This window comes from Pseudomonas sp. HMSC066A08 (genome assembly GCF_001813025.1).
GTDB lineage: Bacteria > Pseudomonadota > Gammaproteobacteria > Pseudomonadales > Pseudomonadaceae > Pseudomonas > Pseudomonas aeruginosa.
Genome location: NZ_KV811348.1, coordinates 165,699 through 189,915 on the forward strand (window position 1 = coordinate 165,699; position 24,217 = coordinate 189,915).

Genomic DNA, 24,217 nt, shown 5'->3' on the forward strand with positions numbered 1-24,217 from the left:
CCATGCCGCGCGCCGCCGTGGTCTGCGGCCTGGGCAGCTACCTGCCCGAGGCCGTGCTCAGCAACGACATGCTCGCCGCCGAGCTGGACACTTCCGACGCCTGGATCAGCAGCCGCACCGGCGTGCGCCAGCGGCATATCGCCGGCGACCTCGGCAGCGGCGACCTGGCCCTGCGGGCGGCCTCCGCCGCGCTCGCCTCGGCGGGGCTGGAGCGGGTCGACGCGGTGGTGCTGGCGACCAGCACCGGCGACTTCTGCTGCCCGGCCACCGCGCCCAGGGTCGCGGCGCGCCTGGGGTTGGTCGGCGCGCTCGCGTTCGACCTGTCCGCCGCCTGCACCGGCTTCGTCTACGGCCTGGCCAGCGTCGGCTCGCTGATCAGCGCCGGGCTGGCGGACAGCGCGCTGCTGGTCGGGGTGGACACTTTCAGCCATACCCTCGACCCCGCCGATCGCTCGACCCGCGCACTGTTCGGCGACGGCGCCGGAGCGGTGGTGCTGCGTGCCGGCGATGCCGATGAAGAAGGCGCGCTGCTGGCCTTCGACCTCGGCAGCGACGGCCACCAGTTCGACCTGCTGATGACCCCCGCCGTCAGTCGCGCCGAACGCAGTTCCGGACAGGCCTCCAACTACTTCCGGATGGACGGCAAGGCAGTGTTCGGCCAAGCGGTGACGCAGATGAGCGACTCGGTGCGGCGGGTGCTCGACCGGGTCGGCTGGCAAGCTTCGGACCTTCATCACCTGGTTCCGCACCAGGCCAACACGCGTATCCTCGCGGCGGTCGCCGACCAGCTCGACCTTCCCGTCGAGCGAGTGGTGAGCAACATCGCCGAGGTGGGCAATACCGTCGCCGCCTCGATTCCCCTGGCCCTGGCCCACGGCCTGCGCCAAGGCATCCTGCGCGACGGCGGCAACATGGTCCTCACCGGTTTCGGTGCCGGACTGACCTGGGGTTCGGTCGCCCTGCGCTGGCCGAAGATCGTTCCGACAATGGACTGAAGAGGGAAGAACAATGCCCAACGACATGGAAGACCATCTCCTCACCGTGCTCAGCGTCGCCAGCGGCGTGCCGAAGGAGGAAATCAGCCGGGACAGCAGGATGGAAGACCTGGCTTTCGATTCGCTGGTGGTCAGCGAGCTGTCGCTGAAGCTGCGCAAGGAGTTCGGCGTCACCGGGGTCGACGACGAACTCGACCTGCTGGAAACGGTGGACGAACTGTTCCAGCTGGTCGAGAAGCACCGCGCCGCCTGAGGCCAGCGAACGCCGGCGTTCCGTCACTTCTCTGCCAGGCGAAGGCGGTGCCGGGACATGGGAACGCGCATCGCCTTCGATCAACCAACACCAGAGCGACATTCGCTGGAGGAAGAGGTGAGTCAGAACATGGATCTCACGATCGGGACGCATCGGGAGTCGGCTTTCTACGAGCTGGAGTTCGGACCGAGGACGATAATGACCCTGGCCAACTTTCCGGACGACGTGCTGCCGTTGTTGCAAATGGAAAGCCTGATGACCTTCGAGGCGATGGCCTACCTGCGCTGCGACGCACTGGTCGAGCTAGGCTGCTACGACGGCCGGGCGCTGGAAATCGCGCGCCTGCTCAATGCCCGCTATCTCGGCGTCGACCTCGACCAGCGGGCGATCGAGACGCTGCGCACGCGGATCGAGCGCGAGGGCATGAGCGATCGCGCGGACACGGTGGTCGACGACATCCTCAACCACACCAGGCGCGGTGCCTCGGTCGGCTCGCGCGCGCTGTACCTGCTGCCGTTCAACCTGCTGGGCAACTTCCGCGAGCCGAAACGGCTGCTCGACTCCCTCGCCGAGCGCAGCGTGGCGGCGGTGGTCTCGGTGTTCGGCGACAGCGCCGAGGCCACCCGCGTCCGCCAGAGCTACTACCGCCGTTGCGGGGTGCAGGGCCTGGAGTTGCACACGCGGGACGACGGCACCGTGTTCACCGGCAGCGACGGCTTCTACTCGCGCTCGTATTCGCGCGCCTGCCTCCACGCCCTGCTCGCCGAGTGCGGGCTGACCGTGGTGCGCAGCGCTTCGAACCTGTTCGCCCACTGCGTGACGGTGCTGCCCGAAGGCGCCGACCAGGGCTTCGGTTCGTCGGCGGCATGAGTCGCCGTCGTGCATTCATCGCGCGGCCACGGCACGGGCAGGTCGCCGTGGCTCGCTTCATCGTCGTCTGAACCGCTCGGGAGCTGGAAACATGCCTTTGATTGTCTACGTGCTCGGTGCCGCGATCTTCGCCCTGACCACCAGCGAATACATGGTCGCCGGACTGATGCCGGCGCTGGCCGCCGAATTCGGCGTGTCCTTCGCCGCGATCGGCTACCTGGTCACCTTCTACGCCGGCGCGATGGCCGTCGGCGGCCCGCTGTTGACCACCGCCCTGCTCCGCGTGCCGCGCAAGAACGCCCTGCTCGGCCTGATCGCGCTGTTCGTGGTCGGCCAGGTCATCGGCGGCCTGGCGCCGGGCTATGCGGTGATGGTGGTGGCGCGACTGGTCACCGCGGTCGCCGCCGCGGCCTTCTTCGGCGTGGCGCTGACCGCCTGCGCCGAACTGGTCGAAGGCAACCAGTTCGGCCGCGCGTCGTCGCTGGTGCTCGGTGGCCTGATGGTCGGCACCGTGCTCGGCCTGCCCGTCGCCACCTGGCTGGGCGAATGGTACGGCTGGCGCGCGAGCTTCTTCGCGGTGGCGCTGGTGGCGGTGCTGGTCGGCCTGCTGGTGTTGCAACTGATGCCGGCGATCCCGGGGTCGGCGGGCAGCGGTTCGCTGCGCGAGGAACTGAAGGTGTTCAGGAACGCCCATCTATGGTGGGTCTACGCCACCAGCCTGCTGCTGATCGGCGCCACCTTCGCCGGCTTCACCTATTTCGTGCCGATCCTCACCGAGGTCAGCGGCTTCTCCGCCTCGACCGTACCGCTGCTGCTGGTGGTCTACGGCCTGGCGACGCTGGTGGGCAACAACATCGTCGGCCGCCTGGCCGACCGCCATACCATCGCGGTCCTGGCCTTCGGCCTGCTGGCGGCAATCGCCGCGATGGTGGCCTTCGCCCTGTTCGGACAGGTTCCGGCGGTGGCGGTGGCGGCGCTGGTGGTGATCGGCCTGACCGGGGTGTCGATGAACCCGGCGCTGGTGACCCGCGGCGCACGTGTCGGCCACAACAACATGCTGGTCAACTCGGTGCACACCGCCTGCATCATGCTCGGCGTGATGGCCGGTTCCTGGATTGGCGGCCTGGGCATCGCCGGCGGATTCGGCCTGCTGGGCGCGCTCTGGGTCGGCGCGGCCCTCGGGGTACTGGCGCTGCTGACCCTGCTGCCGGAGCTGCGCTTCGCCCGCGCCCCGGTAAGCGGGGCGCTGGGCCGCTGAGCGGGATCCCTCAGGCGCTGCGCGCCAGCCAGCGGCAGTAGCCGGCGACGCCCTCTTCCAGGCTCTGGAAATCGTCGCGGTAGCCCGCCTCGCGCAACAGCTCCAGGTCGGCGCAGGTATGGCTCTGGTAGCGCGCCCGCAGCGACTCGGGGAACTCGCGGTAGCCGAGCAGGCCGCTTTCCACGGCCTGCTGCAGCGACAGGGGCGGCTGGTCGGCGTTGGCGCGGACGCTATTGATCACCGCCAGGGCGACCTCGTTGAAGGTCCGTGCCTGGCCGCTGCCGAGGTTGAAGATTCCCGAACGCTGCGGATGGTCGAAGAAATGCAGGTTTACCCGCGCCACGTCCTCCACCGCGACGAAGTCGCGCAGGTGGCCGCCGGGCGGGAAGCCGCCGTGTTCGCCGAACAGTTCGACCCGCCCGTCGCGGCGCAATTGCTGGTAGCAGTGGTAGGCCACCGAGGCCATCCGCCCCTTGTGTTCCTCGCGCGGCCCGTAGACGTTGAAGTAACGCAGGCCGACCACCTGGCTGCGCGCCTGCGGCAGCGCCCGCCGCACACGCTGGTCGAAGAGGAACTTGGAATAGCCGTAGACGTTCAGCGGCCGCTCGTACTGGCGCGCCTCGCGGAAGGTCCGGCCGGCGCCGTAGACCGCCGCCGACGAGGCGTAGAGGAACGGCACGCCGAGTTCCAGGCTGCTTTCCAGCAGGCGGCAACTGTAGCGGTAGTTGTTCTCCATCATGTAGCGGCCATTGCTTTCCAGGGTGCTGGCGCAGGCGCCCTGGTGGAACAGCGCGCGGACCGTGCCGAAGTCGCCGCGGGCGTAACGCTCGAGGAAGTCGTTCTGGTCCAGGTAGTCGGCGATATCGGCGTCCGCCAGGTTGCGGAACTGCTCGCCGTCGGTGAGATCGTCCACCGCGATGATGTCGGTCTCGCCGCGCCGGTTCAGCGCCTGCAGCAGATTGCTGCCGATGAAGCCGGCGGCGCCGGTGACGATGATGCTCATGGGCACTCCCTTCGACAGGATGAATGCCCCCAGGCTATGCCTATGCGCCGCGCCGCCCGTTGACCTGCAACAAGCCATGGGCGAACGGCAGCGGTTCAGCGGGAAGGACGATCGTTGTGACCGAGGTCGCGTTGCGGATCGATGCGGTCGCGAACCCGCTGCTTGAGCGCCTTGGCCTCGGGGAAGCCGCCGTCGGCCTTGCGCTCCCAGACCTGCACGCCGTCGCAGGTGATGCGGAATACGCCCCCGGTTCCGGGCTCCAGGCAGACTTTTCCGAGATCGTCGGCGAAAGTGCTGAGCAGTTCCTGGGCCAGCCAGGCGGCACGCAGCAGCCACTGGCACTGGGTGCAATAGGTGATGACGATTTCGGGCTTGGCGGTGGGCATGTCGGCGGCTCAGGGGAAACGGTCGCGCCTATAATAGCCGCCTTTTCACCCGGCTCCGGATCGTTCTCATGCGCCGCCTGCTGCTCGTACTGCTGCTCCTGCTTCCCCTGTCCGCCCTCGCCGCGGAGGCCCGGCCGAAGATCGGCCTGGTCCTCTCCGGCGGCGCCGCCCGCGGCCTGGCCCATATCGGCGTGCTCAAGGCCCTCGACGAACAGGGCATCCAGATCGACGCCATCGCCGGTACCAGCATGGGCGCAGTGGTCGGCGGCCTGTACGCCTCCGGCTACACCCCCGCCGAACTGGAGCGCGTCGCCCTGGAGATGGACTGGCAGCAGGCGCTGTCCGACGCGCCGCCGCGCAAGGACGTGCCGTTCCGGCGCAAGCAGGACGACCGCGACTTCCTGGTCAAGCAGAAGATCAGCTTCCGCGACGACGGCACCCTCGGCCTGCCGCTGGGGGTGATCCAGGGCCAGAACCTGGCGATGGTGCTGGAAAGCCTGCTGGTGCACACCAGCGACAACCGCGACTTCGACAAGCTGGCGATCCCCTTCCGCGCCGTCTCCACCGATATCGCAACCGGCGAGAAAGTAGTGTTCCGCAAGGGCCACCTGCCCCAGGCGATCCGCGCCAGCATGTCGATCCCCGCCGTGTTCGCCCCGGTGGAAATCGACGGCAGGCTGCTGGTGGACGGCGGCATGGTCGACAACATCCCGGTGGACGTGGCGCGCGACATGGGCGTGGACGTGGTGATCGTGGTCGACATCGGCAACCCGCTGCGCGACCGCAAGGACCTGAGCACCGTGCTCGACGTGATGAACCAGTCGATCACCCTGATGACCCGGAAGAACTCCGAAGCCCAGCTGGCCACGCTCAAGCCCGGCGACGTGCTGATCCAGCCGCCGCTGTCCGGCTACGGCACCACCGACTTCGGCCGCGTGCCGCAACTGATCGATGCCGGCTACCGCGCCACCACGGTGCTCGCCGCGCGCCTCGCCGAGTTGCGCAAGCCGAAGGACCTCAACAGCGAAGCGCTCGACGTGGCGCGCACGCCGAACCAGCGCAAGCCGGTGATCGACGCGATCCGCGTGGAGAACAACTCGAAGGTCAGCGACGAGGTGATCCGCCACTACATCCGCCAACCGCTCGGCACGCGCCTCGATCTCGGCCGCCTGCAGGACGACATGAGCACCCTCTACGGCCTCGACTACTTCGACCAGGTGCAGTACCGGGTGGTCAAGGAGAAGAAGCTCAACACCCTGGTGATCCACGCCACCGGCAAGAAAGGCGGCACCGACTTCCTTCGTCTGGGCCTCAACCTGTCCGACGACATGCGCGGCGAAAGCACCTTCAACCTCGGCGGCAGCTACCGCATGAACGGCCTCAACCGGCTCGGCGCCGAGTGGCTGACCCGGGTCCAGCTCGGCGACCGCCAGGAACTCTACAGCGAGTTCTACCAGCCGCTCGACGTCGGCTCGCGCTACTTCGTCGCGCCCTTCCTGTTCCACGAGGCACAGAACGTCGACGTCACCGAGGACAACGACCCGCTGCTGCGCTACCGCCTGGAGCGCTACGGCTACGGTCTCAACGTCGGCCGGCAGATCGCCAACAACGGCGAAATCCGCCTGGGCGCGGTGCAGGCCTACGGCAAGGCCGACGTGCGCATCGGCGACCCGAGCCTGCCGGACATCGACTTCACCGAGGGCTACTACGAACTGAAGTACTCGTTCGATACCGTCGACGACGTCAATTTCCCCCACGAGGGCGAGGAGATCGGCCTGACCATGCGCCGCTACGACAAGTCCCTCGGCTCGGACGACAGCTACCGGCAGTGGGATCTGCGGCTGAACAAGGCGCTCAGCTTCGGCGCCGACACCTGGGTGTTCGGCGGCGGCTACGGGCGCACCCTGGACGACGCCGAGGTGGTCACCTCCAGCTTCACCCTCGGCGGCGCCCGCGAGCTATCGGGCTTCCGCCGCGACGCGCTGTCCGGGCAGAACTACAGCCTGGGGCGGATCGTCTATTACCGGCGCCTCACCGAACGTTCCTTCCTGCCGCTGGACTTCCCGCTGTACCTGGGCGGCAGCATCGAGCGCGGACGCATCTGGAACAACGACAACGAATACGACAGCGGCTACATCAACGCCGCCAGCCTGATGATCGGCTTCGATACGCCGCTGGGGCCGCTGACCTTCAGCTACGGGATCAACGACGAGAACTTCAAGGCGTTCTACCTGAACCTCGGGCAGAACTTCTGAGCGGAGTTCAGGCGATCAGCGCCAGCAACTCGCGCGCCTCGGCCTTCTGCCACGGGTCGCCGTGCGCCACCACCAGGCGCAGGATGCGGCTGGCCTGGTCGAGATCGCCGCTGTCGATGCAGGCGCGGGCCCGGTCCAGGCTGTCCGAGGCCTCCTCCGGCGGCACCGCGGCCGGCCCCGGCTGGTCGAGTTCGAGGTGTTCGTACTCGGCGACATCCGGCAGTTCATGGAGATTGCTCTCGAACGCCAGGGGCTCCTCCTCCGCCGGTTCCGCCTTGCCGGCAGCGGCGCGGCGCGGCAGGTCGGGGTTGTCCAGGGGATTCTCCAGGGCGCCCCAGTCGAGATCGAGATCGAGGTTGAGGTCGCCGAAGCCATCGGCGCCCGAGGTCGCATCCGGTTGCTGCAAAACGGGCGGCTCGGCCAGCGGCAGGTCGCTCCAGTCGTCGTCCTTGGTTGTTGCCGCCGGCGTCTCGGTCGCCGGCATCCGTAGCAGCACCGGGTAGCGTCCGCGCAACTCGTCGATGGCCTCCGGGTTGCCGCCAGTGGCCAGGGTTTCCTCGGCCAGCGCGTCGAAGCCGGCCGCATCGCCCAGCTCAGCCAGCACCAGCAACAGCTTCATCCGCGCGCTCAGGCGCTGCGGCTGCTCGGCGAGTACCTGACGCAGCAGGTCGCGGGCCTGTCCGTAGCGACCGTAGGCGATATAGATGTCGGCGCCGTCCAGCTTGTCCGCCGCAGCCATGGCGGCGCGCGGAGCGGCGGCCGGAGCAGGCGGAGGAGACGGCGGCGGGCTTGAGGGAACGGCGACCGGCGGCCTGGCCTGTTCCTCGACCTTTGCCGGCGCCGGTGCGCCCGCCGAGGGGCGCGGCGCACGCCGCAGCGGCAGGTTCAGGGCGACCCGGCGCTTCGGTTCGACCGCCGGGACAGGAGCCTCTTCGCGGCGGCGACGCAACAGCAACACGCCGAGCAGAGCGAGGACCAGCAGCAGGACGATCATCCAGCGCCAGTACTGCGAGTCCGTTGGCGTTTCAACCGCTTGCGCAACCGAAGGCGCGGCCGCGGCAGGCGGCGCCGCGGGCCGCACCGCCTGGCGCCGGGCCAGTTGCTGTTGCAGTTCGGCGACCTGGCGATCGCGCTGCTGCAGTTGTTCCTGCAAGGCCTGCAACTGGCGTTGCAGATCGTCCATCCGCTGGCTCAGTTCCTCCCGTTGCCGGGCCAACGCCTCGGCCTCGGCATCCGCCTGGCGCTGCGCCTCGACGAGAGCCGCCGGAGCGTTTTCCACCACGGCGGCATCGGCTGGCGGCAGGACTTCCACGGCCGCCTCCTTCACGGCGCCGGGCGCGCCTCGCTCCGGCTGGTAGCCGGCCGGCAGGCGCAGGCGCGCGCCGGCCTTGAGCCGGTGCCGGTCGGCATTGACGAAGGCCTGCGGATTGAGCTGGTACAGGGCCTCCATGAGTTCCGCGCGATCGGCGTTGCCGGCACCACGCAGGCGTCCGCCGATGGCCCAGAGGTTGTCGCTGGGGCGAGCCAGGTATTCGTCGCCCGGCTCCAGCAGTGCCGGGTCTACGACGACCGCGGCACTACGCGGCGCGGGCGCCGGCGTCGAGGATTGCCGCTGCGGCTCGATCCCGCTGCGCGCGGCCGGAAGCATGCGCGGCGTATAACCGAGCGGATCGAGCAGTACGGTGAATTCGCGGACGATGCGGCCGTTGGGGCGGGCCACCTCCACCAGGAAATTCAGGTAGGGCTCCTGCACCGGTCGGCTCGAGGACACATGGATGCGATTGCCACCGCGCCCCTGGAGCACCGGACTGAAACGCAGCTCGTTGAGGAACTGCAAGCGTTCCACCCCGGCCGCGGCGAAGGCGTCGGCGCCCGCCAGGCGGACCTCGATCTCGTCCGCGCCGAGATCGCCGACGTCGAGCAGTTCGATATCCGCATCCAGCGGCTGGTTGAGCGCCGAATGCAGGGTGATGTCTCCCACTCCCAGGGCGCTCGCCTGCCCGGCCAACAGGCACGACCAGGCACACAACATGACACGCAAGGCTTTACCGGGCATTCCGTTCTTTTCTCCGCACTTCGAGCACACAGCCGGCCAGCGGTCGGCTGCTACATCTATTTCACGTTAGCCCGAATTTCGCCCCGTACAGGGCTGAACGCACCACATGGCGCAAGACATGGCTTTTTGCCATCACTGAATAGAGGAATGCCGTGGAAACGGTCAAGATTTTTCGTCAGAAAACCGACGAAAACCTCTGTAGAGGGCTTTCGAACGAAAGCCCGGGAGGTGATGCCATAAAAATGGCGATTCTAGCGGAATTTCGTGACGCAGTGCTCAGCGCTTTTCCAGGTTCGCCAGGATTCGCAAGAGCACCTGCTGGCAGAGCGCCTGCTCGGACTCGTCGATGCCGGTCAGTACGTCGTTGCGAACGCTGGCGGCGATGGCCTCGATGTCGGCGATCAGCACATCGGCCTTGGGAGTCAGCACGATGTGCTTGGCCCGCCGGTCTTCCGCCACCGCCAGGCGCCGTACCAGGCCCTGGGACTCGAGGCCGTCGAGCAGTCGCGCCAGGGTCGGGCCTTCGACCCCGACCGATTGGGCCAACTCGCGCTGGGTGGGCGAATCGCGATGGCGCGCCAGATGCAACAACACCAACCAGCGCGCCTGAGACAGGCCGAGGTGACTGAGGCGGCGGTCGAGTTCAGCGCGCCAAGCACGGGAAGTCTGGGCTAGCAAGGTGCCGAAATAGTGCTTGTCTGTCTGAGCCATAGGAAAAAGGAGGTCCGATATTTCATTTGACTAATTATTAGTCGGCTAATAATGCCCGTCCAATTTCCCCCCGTACAATGACAAATTGTCGCACGATATGCCCAGGCCAGGCCCTGTCTACCACTTGGCGTACTGGTCCTCGACGAAGCCCCAGAGCCGCTCGATCCTCACCTCGGCACGACCTCGCGGACGCAGCACACCGCTGAAACAACCGAAGATCTGCTTGAAGTTGCTCGCCAGCAGACCGAGGTTCAGCCGCTCCTGGTGCATGCCGTGAGCCTCGAAGCGCAGCTCCACCTGGCCATCGTATGAACGGATGGTCCAGGGCCGCAACGGCTGGTCGCGGTCGAAGTCGAAGCGCACGCTGTCGACCTTCAGCAGTTCGCCGTCCAGCCAGTAGCAGTTCTCGGTGAAGCTGGTCTCGTTGACCCCGCACGACAGGTTCAGGCCGACCCGCAAGCCGTCCGCCTCGCCGGACAGGCAAGCCCAGTTCCAGAAGGTTTCCGGGCGCATGTAGCCCGCCGACCAGTCGTGATGGGCGAAGGCGTCCAGCGCCTGCAGGTCGTGGTCGCCGAGGGCGCTGCGCACGTCGCCGCGACAGCGCACGCCGGCCACCTTCTGCGCGTAGACCCAGCCGTTCACCGCGGTCGGCGTACACAGGCACATCGGCTGGAAGCTCGGCGCCTCCTCGCTGAAGCAGGCGTCGATGCGGGTGCCATCGTCGAGTTCCACCAGCAGGCGTTTCTCCCGGGGAGCCGTACGGTTCTCCAGGCGCAGCAGGTTGCGCCCCTGGCGCAGTTCGCAGACGCCGTCGTCCGGGGTCTGGGAAAACCGGGTTCCGAACCCCAGCGGCAGCTTGAAGCGCCGCTCCAGCATGCGTCCGCTGGAAGGCTGGTAGAGGTAGACGAAGCCGACGCCAAGCAAGCTCAACTGGGCCAGGGCGCAGCCGCCGATCAGCTCCGGGCTGATCAGGCCGAAGTACTGGAACTGATGGAAGCGTCGCCATTTGCCCAGGGACCCCACGCGCCGGCCCATCGGCGAACGGAAATCGAAATCGCGGTAATTGATGTGCTGCGGGGCACTCGGGAAGATGCCGTAGTGCGGTTGGCCGTTGGCCTGGATCAAGCGCTGCATGGGGTCCGTCCGGAAGTCGTCTCGCGGCGGGGCCGGCAGCTCTGCGAAGAGCGACCGTGCCTGCCATTTTTTCCTGTCGAACCTAGCATTCGCCGCTTCGTCCCGCAGTCACCGGCGGCGCCAGCCACAGGGACAAAATCGGCCATGGACTCAGGCCACCACCTGGTTGCGGCCGAACGCCTTGGCTTCGTAAAGCGCGCGATCGGCATGCTCGTAGAGATCGTAGAGGCGCTTCAGGTCGTTACCCGGGGTCGGCCACAGGCAGGACACGCCGACCGACAGGGTCACTTCGCGCGCCGTCTCCGACGCCTCGTGCTCCATGCGCAGCGCCTGGACCTGTGCGCGCAGCGCTTCCGCGCGCAGCCTCGCCTCGTGCTCGTTGGCGCCGTACAGCAACAGGGCGAACTCTTCGCCGCCCAGGCGCACCGCCATGTCCAGCGGACGCCTGGCATTCGCCTCGAACACCGCGCCGATGCGCTGCAGGACCGCATCGCCAGCCTGGTGTCCGTAGCGGTCGTTATAGGCCTTGAAATGGTCGACGTCGCAAAGCAGCAGCGCCAGGGTCTTCTGTTCGCGCTGGGCCTGGCGCCAGAGGCGGTCGAGGTGCTGGTTGAAGCTGCGCCGGTTGTGCAGGCCGGTCAGGCTGTCGTGGTCGGCCATCACCCGCAACAGGCGGCTGATGAGGAAATGCTCGCGCGACTTGAACTCCAGCAGGTAGCAGCCGACCGCGCCGATCAGGTTACCGAACAGCAGGAACAGCAGGTTGTTGCCCAGCGGCTCCTGGGTACCCGCCCACCACTCGAAACCCAGGTAGGCGAGCAGCACCACCAACGCACAGCTCAATGCCTGCGACAACCGCAGGCCGGCGAGGAAATAGGCGGCGAAACTGACCAGCAGCAGACCTTCGTAGGGATAGCCGGGATCCGCCCGATGCGCCAGGCCGACCACCGCCGCCGCGCCGACGCCAAGGGCGAGGACGCAGGCGATGCTCAGCGGCACCATCAGCTGGATGTGCCGGCGCAGCATGATGAGGCAGCCGCAGACCAGCAGCAGGACCAGCACGCCAAGGCGCACCGCCAGTACGCCCCACAGCGGGGGACCAGCGAGGATCAGCAGGTCGATGCCGATGAACGCCAGCCAGACGAGCATGCCGACGCCGAGGGCGATGCGTTTCAGCGCGAAGCTGTCCTCCAGCATGTAGCGCCGGTAGTCACGCTCCAGTTCGGGAAGGAAACGCAGGCCGCGGAAACCGCGGTTCAATTGGTCGGCATAGAGGTTGGAACGGGAGTCGTCCAACCGGTCCTTCTGTGTCACGCACACCTCTTCTCTTGGAGGGCTTGGCGTCACAGTAGACGCTTGCGAAGGACGTCACAAGATTGGCGTCAGAAAATACCGGCAAATGGCCATATCACGACTCCAGTTCCACCTGCAGGGCGGCGCGCACGCAGTGCAGCACGCCACTCGGCACCCGCTTGCCGAAACGCTCCTCCAGCGCCGCCACCGGCGGCAGTTCGCCGTCTTCCTCGAGGAAGGCGTCCTGGATTTCGCCGAGGAGTTCCTCGGGCAGATCCAGCGCCTGCTCCAGGCTCACCTGCTGGCCGGCGATAGCCTCGGCGAGCATCGCGTAGACGTTCTTCTCGCTGCAATTGAGCTGGCGGGCTATCTGCGCCGGGGTCATCCCCGCACAGGCCAGGCTGGCCAATTCGTGGCGCAGGTCCTGCGGCGGCGCGGCGGGCGCCGCCGGCGAGTCGGTGAGGACATCGAGGAAGGCCTGGCCGTAGCGCTCCAGCTTGCGCGCGCCGACCCCGCTGACCTGGGCCATGTCGGATAGCGAGCGCGGCTGGCTGCGGAGCATTTCCAGCAGGGTCGCGTCGGGGAAGATCACATAGGGCGGCACCGAATGCTCTTCGGCCAGCTTGCGCCGCAGCGCGCGCAAGGCCTCCCACATTTCCCGCTCTTCGCTGCGCACCAACTGGCTGGCGGCGCTGGCTCCGCCGCTGGAGGAGCCCTTGGCGCGCTGTGGCTTGAGGTCGCGGCGCAGCTCCAGCCGCACCTCGCCCCGCAGCAGCGGACGACAGGCCTCGGTCAGGCGCAGGCCGCCGAAGCCGTCCAGGTCGACGTCGGCCAGGCCGCGCGCGACCAACTGGCGGAACAGGGTCCGCCACTCGTCTTCGCCGCGCCCCTTGCCGATCCCGAACACCGCCAGGTGCTGGTGGCCGAGACTGCGGATCTTCTCGGTCTCGCGGCCGAGCAGGATATCCACCAGATGGCCGACGCCGTAGCGCTGGCCGCTGCGGTAGATCGCCGACAACGCCTGGCGCGCGGACTCGGTGGCATCCCAGGTTTCCACGCCGTCCACGCAGTTGTCGCAATGCCCGCAGGGCTGCGGCATTTCCTCGTCGAAATAGGCCAGCAGCGCCTGGCGCCGGCAGCGGGTTTCCTCGCAGAGCGCCAGCATGGCTTCCAGCTTGTGCCGCTCGACGCGCTTGTGCCGCTCGTCGCCCTCGGAACTCTGCATCATCTGCCGCAGCAGCAGGACGTCCTGCAGGCCGTAGGCCATCCAGGCATCGGCCGGCAGGCCATCGCGGCCGGCGCGGCCGGTTTCCTGGTAATAGGCCTCGAGGCTCTTGGGCAGGTCGAGGTGGGCGACGAAACGCACGTTGGGCTTGTCGATGCCCATGCCGAAGGCGATGGTCGCCACCATGATCAAGCCTTCCTCGTTGAGGAAGCGCTTCTGGTGGTGGGCACGCAGTTCGTTGGACAGTCCGGCGTGATACGGCAGCGCGGGGAAGCCCTGGTTGCCGAGGAAATCCGCGACCTCCTCGACCTTCTTCCGCGACAGGCAGTAGACGATGCCGGCATCGCCGCGCCGCTCGGAGAGGAAGCCGAGCAACTGCTTGCGCGGCTGCTCCTTGGGCACGATGCGGTAGAAGATGTTCGGCCGGTCGAAGCTGGAGAGGAACTGCTCGGCGTTCTGCAGGTGCAGGCGCTGGATCATCTCCTCGCGGGTACGCATGTCCGCCGTAGCGGTCAGGGCGATCCGCGGCACCTGCGGGAACAGCTCGGCGAGCTGGCCGAGCTGCAGGTATTCGGGGCGGAAATCATGGCCCCATTGCGACACGCAGTGCGCTTCGTCGATGGCGAACAGGCCGACCGGCAGTCGTTGCAGGAAGGCCAGCATGCGCGGCTGGACCAACCGCTCCGGTGCCAGGTAGAGCAGCTTGATCTCGCCGCGCTGCAGGCGCTCGGCGATGTCCCGCTGCTGCTCGGGGTTGAGGGTGGAGTTCAGCGCCACCGCCGGCACGCCGAGTTCGTCCAGGGTGGCGACCTGGTCCTCCATCAGCGCGATCAGCGGCGACACCACCACCGTCAGGCCTTCGCGCAGCAGCGCCGGGACCTGGAAACACAGGGACTTGCCACCGCCGGTGGGCATCAGTACCAGCGCATCGCCACCCTCGGCTACCCGCTCGATGATCCGTGCCTGGTTGCCACGGAAGGCGTCGTAACCGAAAACGTCTTTGAGGATGCGTAGGGCTTGCTCGCGCATGAAGGACTCCAAATCGAGCGGCGCATTATACGCCAGGGAGGCTCGATCGGGCCGGTACCTTGTCGCCGGAAAGGACGAAAACCTCAGCGATAGCGCTGACGTTCCTGTTTGAAAAGGATGCGAACGATGGCGAATTCGCGCTCCATCTGTTCGATCAGCGCCGGCGCCCGTTGCAGGTCGCCGCGCCTGGCGCTTTCTTCCAGCTCCTTGCAGTAGCCGGCGAGGAGTACCGCGCCCATGTTGCTGCTGCCTCCCTTGAAGCTGTGTGCGGTATGCCGCAAAGCCTGGGCATCGCCGGCCTGGAGGGCGGCATGCAGGCTGCGCAGGCGCTCCTCGGAGTCGAGCACGAAGGTATCCAGCAGGACCGGATATTCGTCCTCCATGACCTCCTGCAGCGAAGCCAGAACACGATCATCGAGATGCGGCGCGGACATTCGATCGCTCCCTGAAGTCGACTTCCGATGCCCTACCCATTAGGAGCACCGCGACGAAGCGCGATTATGCCTGAGGCGACCAGAAAAACTCCACGGACACCACCTTTCCGTCGGCCGACCACTGGCAACGATCGGACAGTTCGCGGATCAGGCGCAAACCCCTGCCGCAGAGGCGTTCCTGGCGCTCCACGGCATTCAGCGCGCGCTCCACGTCGAAACCTTCGCCGCTGTCCTCGACCCGCACCAGCAGACGCCCCCCCGCGCCATGCGGCGCCAGGTCCAGGTGCAGCCGCACGTAGCCGTCGCGCAAGGCCTGCAGGCGGCTGACCCGCTCCTGGTAATAGCGGGCGAATCCCGCCGCGTCGCTCTTCATCGTCGAATCGAGGCCGATGACGCCATGCTCCAGGGCGTTCGAATAGAGTTCGGCGAGTACCGTATACAGCGCGCCGCCGCGCGCGCGCAGGTCGTGGACCTCGAGCAGCAGTTGCAGCACATGGGGCAGCGGGTTGAAATGCTTGAGGGTTTCGGCGCGGAATTCGAAGCTCACCGACCAGTCCAGCGGACTGCTCACGCCGCTATCGGAAAACGCCAGCGGCGGGCATTGCAGGCCGCTATCCGGCTGCAGGCGCACTTCGAGCATGCTCACGTCGTCCTGCACCGCGCCGCGGAACTGCGCCAGGCTGCGCTGGATCTCGTCGAACAGCGCGGACGGCTGGTGATTGCGCTCGAACAGCTGGAGCAGCCGCGCCTCGCCGAACATCTCGCCAGCCTTGTTGCTGGCCTCGAGGACACCGTCGGAAAACAGGAATATCCGATCTTCGATATCCAGCGGATAGGTTTCGCAACGGTCGCTGAACGCCGCCGGTTCGAGGATTCCCAGCGGCAGGTGGCGGGACGCCAGGGCGACCCGCTCGCCGCTGGCGGCGCGCAGCAGGTAGCCGTCCGGCAAGCCGCCGTTCCAGACCTCCACCAGTTCGCGCTGGAAGCTCAGGTTGAGCAAGGTGGCACAGCAGAACACGCCGACCGGCAGGATGCGCTTCAGCTTGGCGTTCATCTCGCGGAGGATGTCGGCCATCGGATAGCCCTTGGCGGTCATCCCGTAGAACACCTCGGCCAGCGGCATCGCGCCGATCGCCGCCGGCAGGCCGTGGCCGGTGAAGTCGCCGAGCAGCACGTGCATGCCGCCGGACGGCTTGTAGGCGGCCAGCAGCAGGTCGCCGTTGAACAGCGCGAGGGGCGATTGCAGGTAGCGCACGTTGCTGGCGTTCAGGCAGCCGGAATGGGCCACCTTGTCGAACACCGCCTTGGCCACCCGCTGTTCGTTGAGCAGGTGCTCGTTGTGCCGGACGATCAGGTCGCGCTGCTCCAGCACCGTTCGTTGCAGCAGGTGCAGGCGTCCCATGGCGTTGATCTTGGCTTCGAGGATCACCCGGTTGTACGGCTTGGAGAGGAAGTCGTCGCCGCCCGCCTCCAGGCTCTGCACCAGCGCCTCGGTTTCGCTGAGGGAGGTGAGGAAGATGATCGGCACCAACTCCTCGCCGGCCTGCTGCTTGATCCGCCGGGCAGCCTCGAAGCCATCCATCACCGGCATCATCACGTCCATCAGGACCAGTTGCGGCCGCTCGGTCTCGAACAGCGCCACCGCCTCCAGGCCGTTGCCGGCGGTCAGCACGCGATGCCCCTGGCGGCTGACGATGGTCGACAGCAGCAGGCGGTCGGCCGCGTTGTCCTCGGCGATGAGAATCGTCAGGCTCTCGATCCGCGCCGCCGGGGGATTCATCTCAGCTGATCTTGAACAACTGCTCGAAGTTGGAGATGGCGAGGATCTTGCGCACTTCCGGGCTGCAGTTCGCCAGGCTGATCTGCGCGTTCTCGCCGCCGGCGTGGTCGCGCAGCAGCAGGAGCATGCCGAGGGCCGAGCTGTCCAGGTAGGTGGCGTTGCGCAGGTCGACGACATAGCGTCGCGGAGTGATCGCGACGCGCTCGTAGGCGTCGCGGAAATCCTGATGGGCCCCGAAGTCGAAGCGCCCCTGGATCTGGATGGTCAACTCTTGCCCATCGGCCGAGGGCAGCGCAGTGATGGCCATGGAAGTCTCCTGGTAGGCGTGACGGATCGAGGGAACGCTTGAATCATGTAAGCAGTTCCCCGGCAAAGCGGCAACTTGCCAGATCACTTGACTATCAGAAATATCTGTCAATACAACTAGATCGCGCAGTCCTAAACTGCCCCGCTCCGAGCCAGCCGTCCTGTGCCGAGCGGGCTGCGACGGCGCCGCCGCGCGTGGCGCTCGGAGCCTGGGCAGTGGGCGAAAGTCTCGTCCCACCTGCCCGTCCCAAGCGGACCCGCGCCAGGCTGCCAGGTCACCCCCGGCGCATCCTGGTGCGGGTCCGCTTCCCTGCGCTACTTGGCCCGGTAGATGATGCCCGGGCTGCACTGCACCATCTGGTAGTGGTCGGGCAGGTTGTTCAACGCCTCGGAGGCGCCGAGGAACAGGTAGCCGCCAGGCTTGAGCGTGCCATGGATGCGCAGCAGGATGTCGCGCTTCACCTCGGCGGAGAAATAGATCAGCACGTTACGGCAGAACACCATGTCGAACTTGCCGAGGCTGGCGTAGCTGTCCAGCAGGTTCAGGGCACGGAACTCGACGCGGCTGCGGATCGCCGGCTTGACCGCCCAGCGCCCCGGCCCCTTGGCGTCGAAATAGCGTTGCAGACGCTCCGGGGACAGACCGCGGCCCATCGCCAGGGTGTCGTATTCGCCGGCCTTGGCGGCGGTGAGCATCGACCCCGACAGGTCGGTGGCGACGATCTGCACGCCCGCCTTCAACTGCCCCAGGTTGGTCTTCTCGAACTCGTCGATGGCCATCGACAGCGAGTACGGCTCCTGGCCGGACGAACAGGCCGCCGACCAGATCCGCAGGCGCTGCCCGCCGTTGGCCTTGATCAGTTCGGGAAGAACCCGCTGCTTGAGTACCTCGAACGGGTAGGTATCGCGAAACCACAGGGTCTCGTTGGTGGTCATCGCGTCCACCACCATCTCGCGCAGGCCGCCGCGCTGGGTCTGGATGCGCTGCACCAGCTCTCCCAGGCTCTTGATGCCCTGCTGCTCCATCAGCTTGTTCAGCCGGCTCGAGACCAGGTACTGCTTGTTGCTGCCCAGCACAATGCCGCAGGTCTTCTCGAGGAAGACCCTGAACAACTCGAAATCCGCATTAGCTGCCGACACGCATAAGCCTCTTCGCCCTGGGCGACCGGAACGCAGCCGGCCGCCCGTATTCACATTGTTGTCGAGGGCCGATCGCTCAGCCCGCGTCCACCGCCTTGATCCGCTCCACCACCCGCGCCGCCAGATCGTCCGGACGGAACTTGGCGAGGAAGTCGTCCGCACCGACCTTCTTCACCATCGCCTGGTTGAAGACCCCGGACAACGAAGTATGCAAGAGAATGTGCAGTTTCTGCAGGCGGGGATCGCTACGGATTTCCGCCGTCAGGGTATAACCGTCCATTTCCGGCATTTCGATGTCGGAGATCAGCATCAGCAACTCGTCTTCCGGACGCCGTCCCTCGGAGAGCATGTTCTGCAGGTACTCCAGGGCCTGGCGCCCGTCGTTGAGCGCGGTCATTTCCACGCCGACCGCCTCCAGGCAACGGATCACCTGCTTGCGCGCCACCGACGAATCGTCCACCACCAGCACCCGCTTGGTCACCGCGCGGCTCTGGGTCTCGGCGTCCACCACTCCGTGGGACACTTCCTCGGACGTCGGTGCGACCTCCGCGAGCACTTTTTCCACGTCGATGATTTCCACCAACTGCTTGTCCACCCGGGTCACCGCGGTCAGGTAATGCTCGCGGCCGGCGCCCTTGGGTGGCGGATGGATCTCTTCCCAGTTCATGTTGACGATGCGCTCCACCGAGCGCACCAGGAAGCCCTGCACCTTGGTGTTGTACTCGGTGATGATCGCGAAGCTGTTGGTCAGGTCCTGCAACCCGCGGCGGCCGGTGGCCAGCGCCAGGTCGAGGATCGGAATGGTGCCTCCGCGGATGTTCGCCACCCCGCGCACCACCGGGCTGGACTTGGGCATCACCGTCAGGCGCGGGCACTGCAACACCTCTTTCACCTTGAACACGTTGATGCCGTAGAGCTGGTTGCCGTCCAGGCGGAACAGAAGCAGCTCCAGACGGTTCTGTCCGACCAACTGCGTACGCTGGTTGACTGAATCCAAAACACCGGCCATTGGCGCTCCCCTCAGACGGTCGTGCCGGACTCCGGCACGACCATTGCTTAACCCGTTGCATGAAACAGGCAACGACAGTTTTTCGACGAATAATGGCACGTAGCCATACTTCTCTACGGTTTTTACCCGTTTTGCTCGGGCTCGGCTACCTGTGCGCGGCTAACAACAGCCAGGCCCAGGGTTTTACCGCTCCCGAGGTACTTATCGGCTCCACCCAGGGGTTTCTTGAATTCAAGGTAGAAGAATATCTGCAGAATAGCGGACTCGACGGGCGCTACCAGATTCAGGTCAATCGCGTCGACCCGCGCTTGCGCCTGGCCGAATGCGACAGGGACTTGACGCTCAGCCAGGAAAGTCCGGCACAACCGATCGGCAGGGTCACCGTGCGCATCAGTTGCGAAGGCAGTGCGCCCTGGACCATCTTCATGCCGGCCCAGGTGAAACTGTTCCGCCAGGTGGTGGTCGCGGTGCAGCCGCTCAAGCGCGCGCACGTGCTGGAGGATGCCGACATCGCCCTGGTCGAGCGCGACGTCGGCCTGCTGACCCAGGGCTACCTGACCGATCCGGCCCGCGTCGTCGGGCAGAAGCTGCGCCGACCGGTGGTCAACGACCAGGTACTGGCGCCGGTCTTCCTCGAGCAGGCCGAGGCCGTGCGCAAGGGCGACCAGGTGGTGATCCTCGCACGCACCGCCACCATCAACGTCAAGATGCCCGGCGAGGCGCTGTCCGATGGCGCCCCGGGCCAGCAGATCCGCGTGCGCAACCTGCGTTCGCAGCGGGTAATCAAGGCCCGCGTGATAGAACCCGGCACGGTCGAGGTGAATATGTAGAGGGAAAGCCGTGGCCGGTAGCGCTGGCGCTACCCCGGCGGGTTTCTCTAAACTGGGAAACGACGCACGAAAATAAGTCCTAAAGTTTTTCAAGCCTTCGCCGAAAAGCTAGGCAAGCGTCCAATACCTTCGAGGTTTACAACCATGGTCATCGACTTCAACCGGCTGAACCCCGGCAGCACGCCAGCCACCACCGGCCGTACCGGCAGCACCGCCGCAGGTCGCCCCGACGCCACTGGCGCCGACAAGGCAAGCCAGGCCGCGACTTCCGCGCCGAAGAGCGGCGAGTCGGTGCAGATCAGCGAAACCGCCCAGAACATGCAGAAAGTCACGGACCAGCTGCAGACCCTGCCGGTGGTCGACAACGATAAGGTTGCCCGGATCAAGCAAGCGATCGCCGATGGCACCTATCAGGTCGACAGCGAGCGTGTTGCCAGCAAGCTGCTCGACTTCGAATCCCAGCGCTGACCTCGAAGGACGCGCTGGAGGACATTGGACGCCGAATGAACTCCCGAGCCCGAGATGCCTGACTCCCCTACCCTGCTCGATCTGTTCGCCGAGGATATCGGCCACGCCAGCCAACTCCTGCAGTTGGTCGACGAAGAATTCCAGGCCTTGGAACGGCGCGAGCTGCCGGTCCTGCAACAGCTTCTCGGGGCCAAGCAGCCACTGATGCAGCAACTGGAGCGAAATGGCCGGGCCCGCGCGGAAATCCTCCGCGAAGCCGGCGTTTCCCTCGACCGCGAAGGCCTTGCCCGCTATGCCCGCGAGCGCGCGGATGGCGCCGAGCTGCTGGCGCGCGGCGACGAACTGGGCGAACTGCTGGAGCGTTGCCAGCAGGCCAATCTGCGTAACGGGCGGATCATCCGCGCCAACCAGGCTTCCACCGGCAGCCTGCTGAACATCCTCCGCGGGCAGGACGCCCCGAGCCTGTACGACAGCCGCGGCAGCACCGCCTCGAGCAGCCGGCAACGCCCGCTCAGCCAGGCCTGAACCCGACCAGCACACGTATCAAGGCACAGTGCTATCATTGAGGCATTCGTGCCCCAGGAGAGCATTGAAGGTGCCCAACCCGTTCGTCGAAGAAGCGGGGCCGCAACCCCCGAAGGTGCTCAAGGCACCCGTGGAAATTCAGGCCAACCTGCGCCTGTTGCAGGATAGCCGCGACTCCCTGCTGATCACCTTTGCCGATCGCAACCAGCGCTTCCAGAGCTTCCTGGTGGACATCGACCGCGACCGCGGGATGGTCGCGCTCGACGAACTCATCCCCAACACCGGCGAACGTTTCCTGCAGAACGGCGAGGCGTTTCGCGTCGAAGCCTTCCACGAAGGCGTGCGTATCGCCTGGGAATGCGAGCGCCCGGTGCAGTTCGGCGAACACGACGGCGTCCCCTGCTACTGGACCGCCCTTCCCGCCGAAGTGCTCTACCACCAGCGCCGCAACGCCTACCGCGCCAGCATCAAGCAGAGCCAGCCGATCGCCGCGGAAATCGCCGGGGAAAAACTCCACGCGCCGCTGAGCGGACAACTGCTGGATATCTCCGCCACCGGCGCCAAGCTGCGCTTCGCCGGCAATGTCGCCGAACGCCTGCATCCCGGCGAGATCTACGAAGACTTCAGCGCCCAGCTGCCACAGGGCGCGATCAGTAGCGCGATCGAACTGCGTCACGTGCGCTTCGACGAAAAGCTCGACGCGACCTTCGCCGGCGTCCGCTTCAGTGAGATGAGCGGCCTCGCCCAGCGCCAGGTGGATCGCTTCGTCTACCAGTTGCAGCGCGAAGCGCGGCGATTCGAGAAAGACGAACTGTTCTGAGTTTCACAGGACCAGCCCCAGCGCCGCCAGGCGCGGCAGGTCCTCGGGACGGTCGACGTCCCAGAGCGCCGGCAACAGGTGATGTTCCCAGCCCAGTTGCCGGAGACGCTCGCAGGTCAGCGCCAGCAGGCGGTCTCCGCCCCAGGGCATCGACTCGAACAACAGCGGGTCGACCCGGGTCAGGCCGAGCAGCGCGTAGCCGCCCCGCTCTACCGGCCCCAGCACCGCCTGGTGGCGGCCCAGGGCGGTGCAGGCCGCTTCCAGGTAGTCGCCGTCCAGCACCGGGCAGTCGTGGCGAATCAGCAGTACCGCCTCGCTTTCCGCCAACCCCAGCGCCGCGATACGCCGCATGCGCTCGCCGGGATCGCCGGCCGGCTGGCTCATCAGGCTCCAGCCCAACTCCACCGCCAGCGCCTGCAGATCGCTGTCCAGATCATCGTCGAACCAGAGGATGCGGGCGCTGAAACCGCGATCGGGCAGGCGCAGGGCGCGTTCCAGCAGTACCCGCTGCAGACGCCATGCACTCTCCTCACCGATGGCCTGGGCGATCTTCGGCCGCCGCTGTCCGGGCGGCAGGTTGCGCACCATCAGGTGAAGGGAAGGCGTCGGACTCATCGCAACCTCTCCTGCCTATCGGCTCCCGCGGCGAGCGGAGTTCAGTTCTGCGTCGCACCGTCGGCCTGCGGCGCGTCGGGCTCGCCATCGACCATCTGCTCCTGCACCGCCTGTTCGTCTACCCGCGGATCGAGCGCCGCGACCAGCGGGGAGCTGGTCATGTTGTCCGGGGTCGGCACGTGGTGCAGCGGCGCGTCGTCGACCCGGTGCAGGCCGCTGACCTTCTCCGGATGCACCCGCCAGACCAGGATCAGCGCGCAGGCGCTGACGAACGCATATAGCATGTTAGCGCCAAACAGCCGCATCAGCGCGCCGGCCGCCAGCGGCCCGATGCAGGCGCCGACGCCGAAGGTCACCAGCAGCATGGCGGTCAGCGAAACCCGTCGCTCGGTCTCCACATGGTCGTTGGAAAAGGCCACTGCCAGCGGATAGAGAGTGAACTGCAACATGCTTGCGGCGATTCCCAGGGCCAGCAGCAACGCCAGCGGCATCTGTTGCAACAATGCCAGCGGCAAGGCGAACAGACATAGCAGGATGGCGCAGGCGCGGATCAGCCAGGCGCGGTCGCGACGGTCGGACAGCCAGCCGAGCGGCCACTGCACCAGCAGCCCGGCGAAGATGCAGGCGCCCATGTACAGGCCGACCTGCTCGTTGGGCAGTCCCAACTGGTTGGCGTACAGCGGCGCCAGGCCATAGAAGGAGCCGACCACCAGCCCCGAGACCAATACGGTGGTCAGCGACTGCGGCACCCGACGGATGAAGAAGCGTGGTTCGAGCGGCGCCGGGCGCAGCGCCGCGGGATGGATCTTGTGGGTCAGGGCCAGCGGCACCAGGCACAGGGCGAAGCAGAAGGCCACCAGCATCAGCAATTCCGGCCCCAGTTGCGGATGCGCCACCAGGATCATCTGGCCGAGCACCAGGCCCAGGTAGGAAGCCGCCATGTAGCCGCCGAATACCGCGCCACGCTGGCTGGCATCGGCCTGCTCGTTGAGCCAGCTCTCGATCACCATGTACTGGCACATCAGGCCCAGGCCCATCACCATGCGCAAGGCGATCCACGCCGGCAGCCAGGGCAGCAGGCCATGGCCGAGGACCGCGGCGGTGACCACCCCGGCGCAGGCGACGTAGGCGCGGATGTGGCCGACCCGGGCGATCAGCCGGTGACCGACCTTGCCGCCCAGCACCAGGCCGAAGTAGTTGGCTGCCATCAGCGCGCCGACCCACAGGCCGTCGACCTTGTCCGCCGCCAGGCGCAGCGCCAGGTAGGTGCTGAGCAGGCCGGAGCCGGTGAGCATCAGCAGGGTGGCGAAATAGAGAGCGCGAAAAGAGAAGAAAATCCGCCGCATCGGACCTCCGGTCCCGTACAAGGGAGCCGGCGCCGCTCGTGGACTGCCCGGCTCGCACAGCGTTGGAGTCCCGGGGAGGCCCCGGGACAGGACGCGGGATGCCGAAGCCGGCACCCGACACCACGACCCTGCCGCCGCGAGGCGGCAGGGGGTGACACAGGGCTAGGAAAGTACCACGGTGGATCAGGCCTGGGCTGCCAGGACGCGACGTTCCCAGGGACTGATCTCGTCGAAGAAGCTGGTCAGCTCCATGCTCTTGGTCGCCACGTAGCCTTCGACGAACTCGCTGCCGAACAGTTCGCGCGCCAGCGCGCTGCCTTTCAGCCGCCGCAGTGCGTCGTACATGGTGCAAGGCAGGGTCAGCTCCTCCGGTACCTCGAACTCACCCTGGATCGCCGGGCTCGGCTCCAGTTCGTGCTCCAGGCCGTAGAGACCGGCGGCCAGGCTGGCGGCGATGGCCAGGTAGGGGTTGGCGT

Annotated in this window: 23 protein-coding genes and 1 pseudogene; 9 read left to right on the forward strand and 15 right to left on the reverse strand. The window is 66.8% G+C overall.

The annotated features are described in order from the left end of the window. Positions 1-2 precede the first annotated feature (2 nt). From HMPREF2886_RS24530 to HMPREF2886_RS24545, 4 genes are all read left to right on the forward strand, one after another. Positions 3-995 carry a beta-ketoacyl-ACP synthase III gene (locus tag HMPREF2886_RS24530; protein ID WP_033975491.1) on the forward strand — a complete coding sequence of 331 codons (993 nt, stop codon included), beginning with the start codon at positions 3-5 and terminating at the stop codon, positions 993-995. Between the two features lie 13 nt (positions 996-1,008). Next, positions 1,009-1,248 carry an acyl carrier protein Acp3 gene (locus HMPREF2886_RS24535; protein WP_003106204.1) on the forward strand — a complete coding sequence of 80 codons (240 nt, stop codon included), beginning with the start codon at positions 1,009-1,011 and terminating at the stop codon, positions 1,246-1,248. Positions 1,249-1,365: 117 nt separating this feature from the next. Then, positions 1,366-2,118 carry an SAM-dependent methyltransferase gene (locus HMPREF2886_RS24540; RefSeq protein ID WP_003119643.1) on the forward strand — a complete coding sequence of 251 codons (753 nt, stop codon included), beginning with the start codon at positions 1,366-1,368 and terminating at the stop codon, positions 2,116-2,118. A 91-nt stretch (positions 2,119-2,209) separates the two neighbouring features. After that, a complete protein-coding gene (locus HMPREF2886_RS24545; RefSeq protein WP_058173264.1) occupies positions 2,210-3,376 on the forward strand; it encodes an MFS transporter in 1,167 nt (388 codons plus the stop codon). 10 nt (positions 3,377-3,386) lie between these two features. Here HMPREF2886_RS24545 and rfaD read toward each other — a convergent pair whose 3' ends face one another. After that, positions 3,387-4,379, reverse strand: coding sequence for an ADP-glyceromanno-heptose 6-epimerase (gene rfaD, locus HMPREF2886_RS24550; protein ID WP_003106207.1), 993 nt, complete (start codon positions 4,377-4,379; stop codon positions 3,387-3,389). A 95-nt stretch (positions 4,380-4,474) separates the two neighbouring features. Then, positions 4,475-4,765: an Rdx family protein gene (locus tag HMPREF2886_RS24555; RefSeq protein ID WP_003091717.1), complete on the reverse strand. Its 291-nt coding sequence runs from the start codon at positions 4,763-4,765 to the stop codon at positions 4,475-4,477. A 68-nt stretch (positions 4,766-4,833) separates the two neighbouring features. Between HMPREF2886_RS24555 and plpD the strand changes: the two genes are divergently transcribed. Then, positions 4,834-7,020 (forward strand): patatin-like phospholipase PlpD, encoded by a 2,187-nt coding sequence (gene plpD, locus HMPREF2886_RS24560; RefSeq protein ID WP_033968586.1) that lies wholly within the window; start codon positions 4,834-4,836, stop codon positions 7,018-7,020. Positions 7,021-7,027: 7 nt separating this feature from the next. Here the strand turns inward: plpD and HMPREF2886_RS24565 are convergent, their stop codons facing one another. From HMPREF2886_RS24565 to HMPREF2886_RS24610, 10 genes are all read right to left on the reverse strand, one after another. After that, positions 7,028-9,076, reverse strand: a complete 2,049-nt coding sequence (locus tag HMPREF2886_RS24565) for a motility hub landmark protein FimV (protein WP_070748562.1) — start codon at positions 9,074-9,076, stop codon at positions 7,028-7,030. Positions 9,077-9,352: 276 nt separating this feature from the next. Next, positions 9,353-9,787 carry a MarR family transcriptional regulator gene (locus HMPREF2886_RS24570; RefSeq protein ID WP_003091721.1) on the reverse strand — a complete coding sequence of 145 codons (435 nt, stop codon included), beginning with the start codon at positions 9,785-9,787 and terminating at the stop codon, positions 9,353-9,355. 117 nt (positions 9,788-9,904) lie between these two features. Next, positions 9,905-10,921 (reverse strand): DUF2804 domain-containing protein, encoded by a 1,017-nt coding sequence (locus HMPREF2886_RS24575; protein WP_058017923.1) that lies wholly within the window; start codon positions 10,919-10,921, stop codon positions 9,905-9,907. Between the two features lie 150 nt (positions 10,922-11,071). Further along, on the reverse strand, positions 11,072-12,241 hold the full coding sequence (locus HMPREF2886_RS24580) for a GGDEF domain-containing protein (RefSeq protein ID WP_033968583.1): 1,170 nt from the start codon (positions 12,239-12,241) through the stop codon (positions 11,072-11,074). A gap of 88 nt (positions 12,242-12,329) precedes the next feature. Then, positions 12,330-14,468 (reverse strand): DNA helicase RecQ, encoded by a 2,139-nt coding sequence (gene recQ / locus HMPREF2886_RS24585; RefSeq protein WP_070748564.1) that lies wholly within the window; start codon positions 14,466-14,468, stop codon positions 12,330-12,332. Between the two features lie 83 nt (positions 14,469-14,551). Beyond that, complete coding sequence (htpB, locus tag HMPREF2886_RS24590; protein WP_003091725.1) at positions 14,552-14,902, reverse strand: two-component system sensor histidine kinase HtpB; 351 nt, start codon at positions 14,900-14,902, stop codon at positions 14,552-14,554. Positions 14,903-14,966: 64 nt separating this feature from the next. Beyond that, positions 14,967-16,682, reverse strand: coding sequence for a two-component system response regulator HsbR (gene hsbR, locus HMPREF2886_RS24595; RefSeq protein WP_070748567.1), 1,716 nt, complete (start codon positions 16,680-16,682; stop codon positions 14,967-14,969). A gap of 1 nt (position 16,683) precedes the next feature. Further along, complete coding sequence (hsbA, locus tag HMPREF2886_RS24600; protein WP_003091727.1) at positions 16,684-16,989, reverse strand: anti-anti sigma factor HsbA; 306 nt, start codon at positions 16,987-16,989, stop codon at positions 16,684-16,686. Between the two features lie 314 nt (positions 16,990-17,303). Then, positions 17,304-18,128, reverse strand: a complete 825-nt coding sequence (cheR, locus tag HMPREF2886_RS24605; protein ID WP_003091728.1) for a protein-glutamate O-methyltransferase CheR — start codon at positions 18,126-18,128, stop codon at positions 17,304-17,306. A 76-nt stretch (positions 18,129-18,204) separates the two neighbouring features. Continuing rightward, on the reverse strand, positions 18,205-19,137 hold the full coding sequence (locus HMPREF2886_RS24610; RefSeq protein WP_003098747.1) for a chemotaxis protein CheV: 933 nt from the start codon (positions 19,135-19,137) through the stop codon (positions 18,205-18,207). Positions 19,138-19,268: 131 nt separating this feature from the next. On the opposite strand from HMPREF2886_RS24610, the gene flgA reads away from it, so the two are divergent. From flgA to flgZ, 4 genes are all read left to right on the forward strand, one after another. After that, complete coding sequence (flgA, locus tag HMPREF2886_RS24615) at positions 19,269-19,967, forward strand: flagellar basal body P-ring formation chaperone FlgA (protein WP_003122412.1); 699 nt, start codon at positions 19,269-19,271, stop codon at positions 19,965-19,967. A 144-nt stretch (positions 19,968-20,111) separates the two neighbouring features. Further along, on the forward strand, positions 20,112-20,435 hold the full coding sequence (flgM, locus tag HMPREF2886_RS24620) for a flagellar biosynthesis anti-sigma factor FlgM (RefSeq protein WP_070748569.1): 324 nt from the start codon (positions 20,112-20,114) through the stop codon (positions 20,433-20,435). A 54-nt stretch (positions 20,436-20,489) separates the two neighbouring features. Further along, a complete protein-coding gene (locus HMPREF2886_RS24625; protein WP_033968578.1) occupies positions 20,490-20,960 on the forward strand; it encodes a flagella synthesis protein FlgN in 471 nt (156 codons plus the stop codon). 28 nt (positions 20,961-20,988) lie between these two features. Continuing rightward, positions 20,989-21,780 (forward strand): flagellar brake protein FlgZ, encoded by a 792-nt coding sequence (gene flgZ, locus HMPREF2886_RS24630; protein WP_057389214.1) that lies wholly within the window; start codon positions 20,989-20,991, stop codon positions 21,778-21,780. Positions 21,781-21,783: 3 nt separating this feature from the next. Here flgZ and HMPREF2886_RS24635 read toward each other — a convergent pair whose 3' ends face one another. From HMPREF2886_RS24635 to HMPREF2886_RS24645, 3 genes and pseudogenes are all read right to left on the reverse strand, one after another. Beyond that, positions 21,784-22,395, reverse strand: a complete 612-nt coding sequence (locus HMPREF2886_RS24635; protein ID WP_033975497.1) for a TIGR04282 family arsenosugar biosynthesis glycosyltransferase — start codon at positions 22,393-22,395, stop codon at positions 21,784-21,786. A gap of 41 nt (positions 22,396-22,436) precedes the next feature. Beyond that, entirely contained in the window at positions 22,437-23,741 is a 1,305-nt protein-coding gene (locus HMPREF2886_RS24640) for an MFS transporter (RefSeq protein ID WP_003098737.1), read from the reverse strand. A 183-nt stretch (positions 23,742-23,924) separates the two neighbouring features. Beyond that, a pseudogene (locus tag HMPREF2886_RS24645) lies at positions 23,925-24,217 on the reverse strand (glutamine synthetase); the annotation flags it as partial.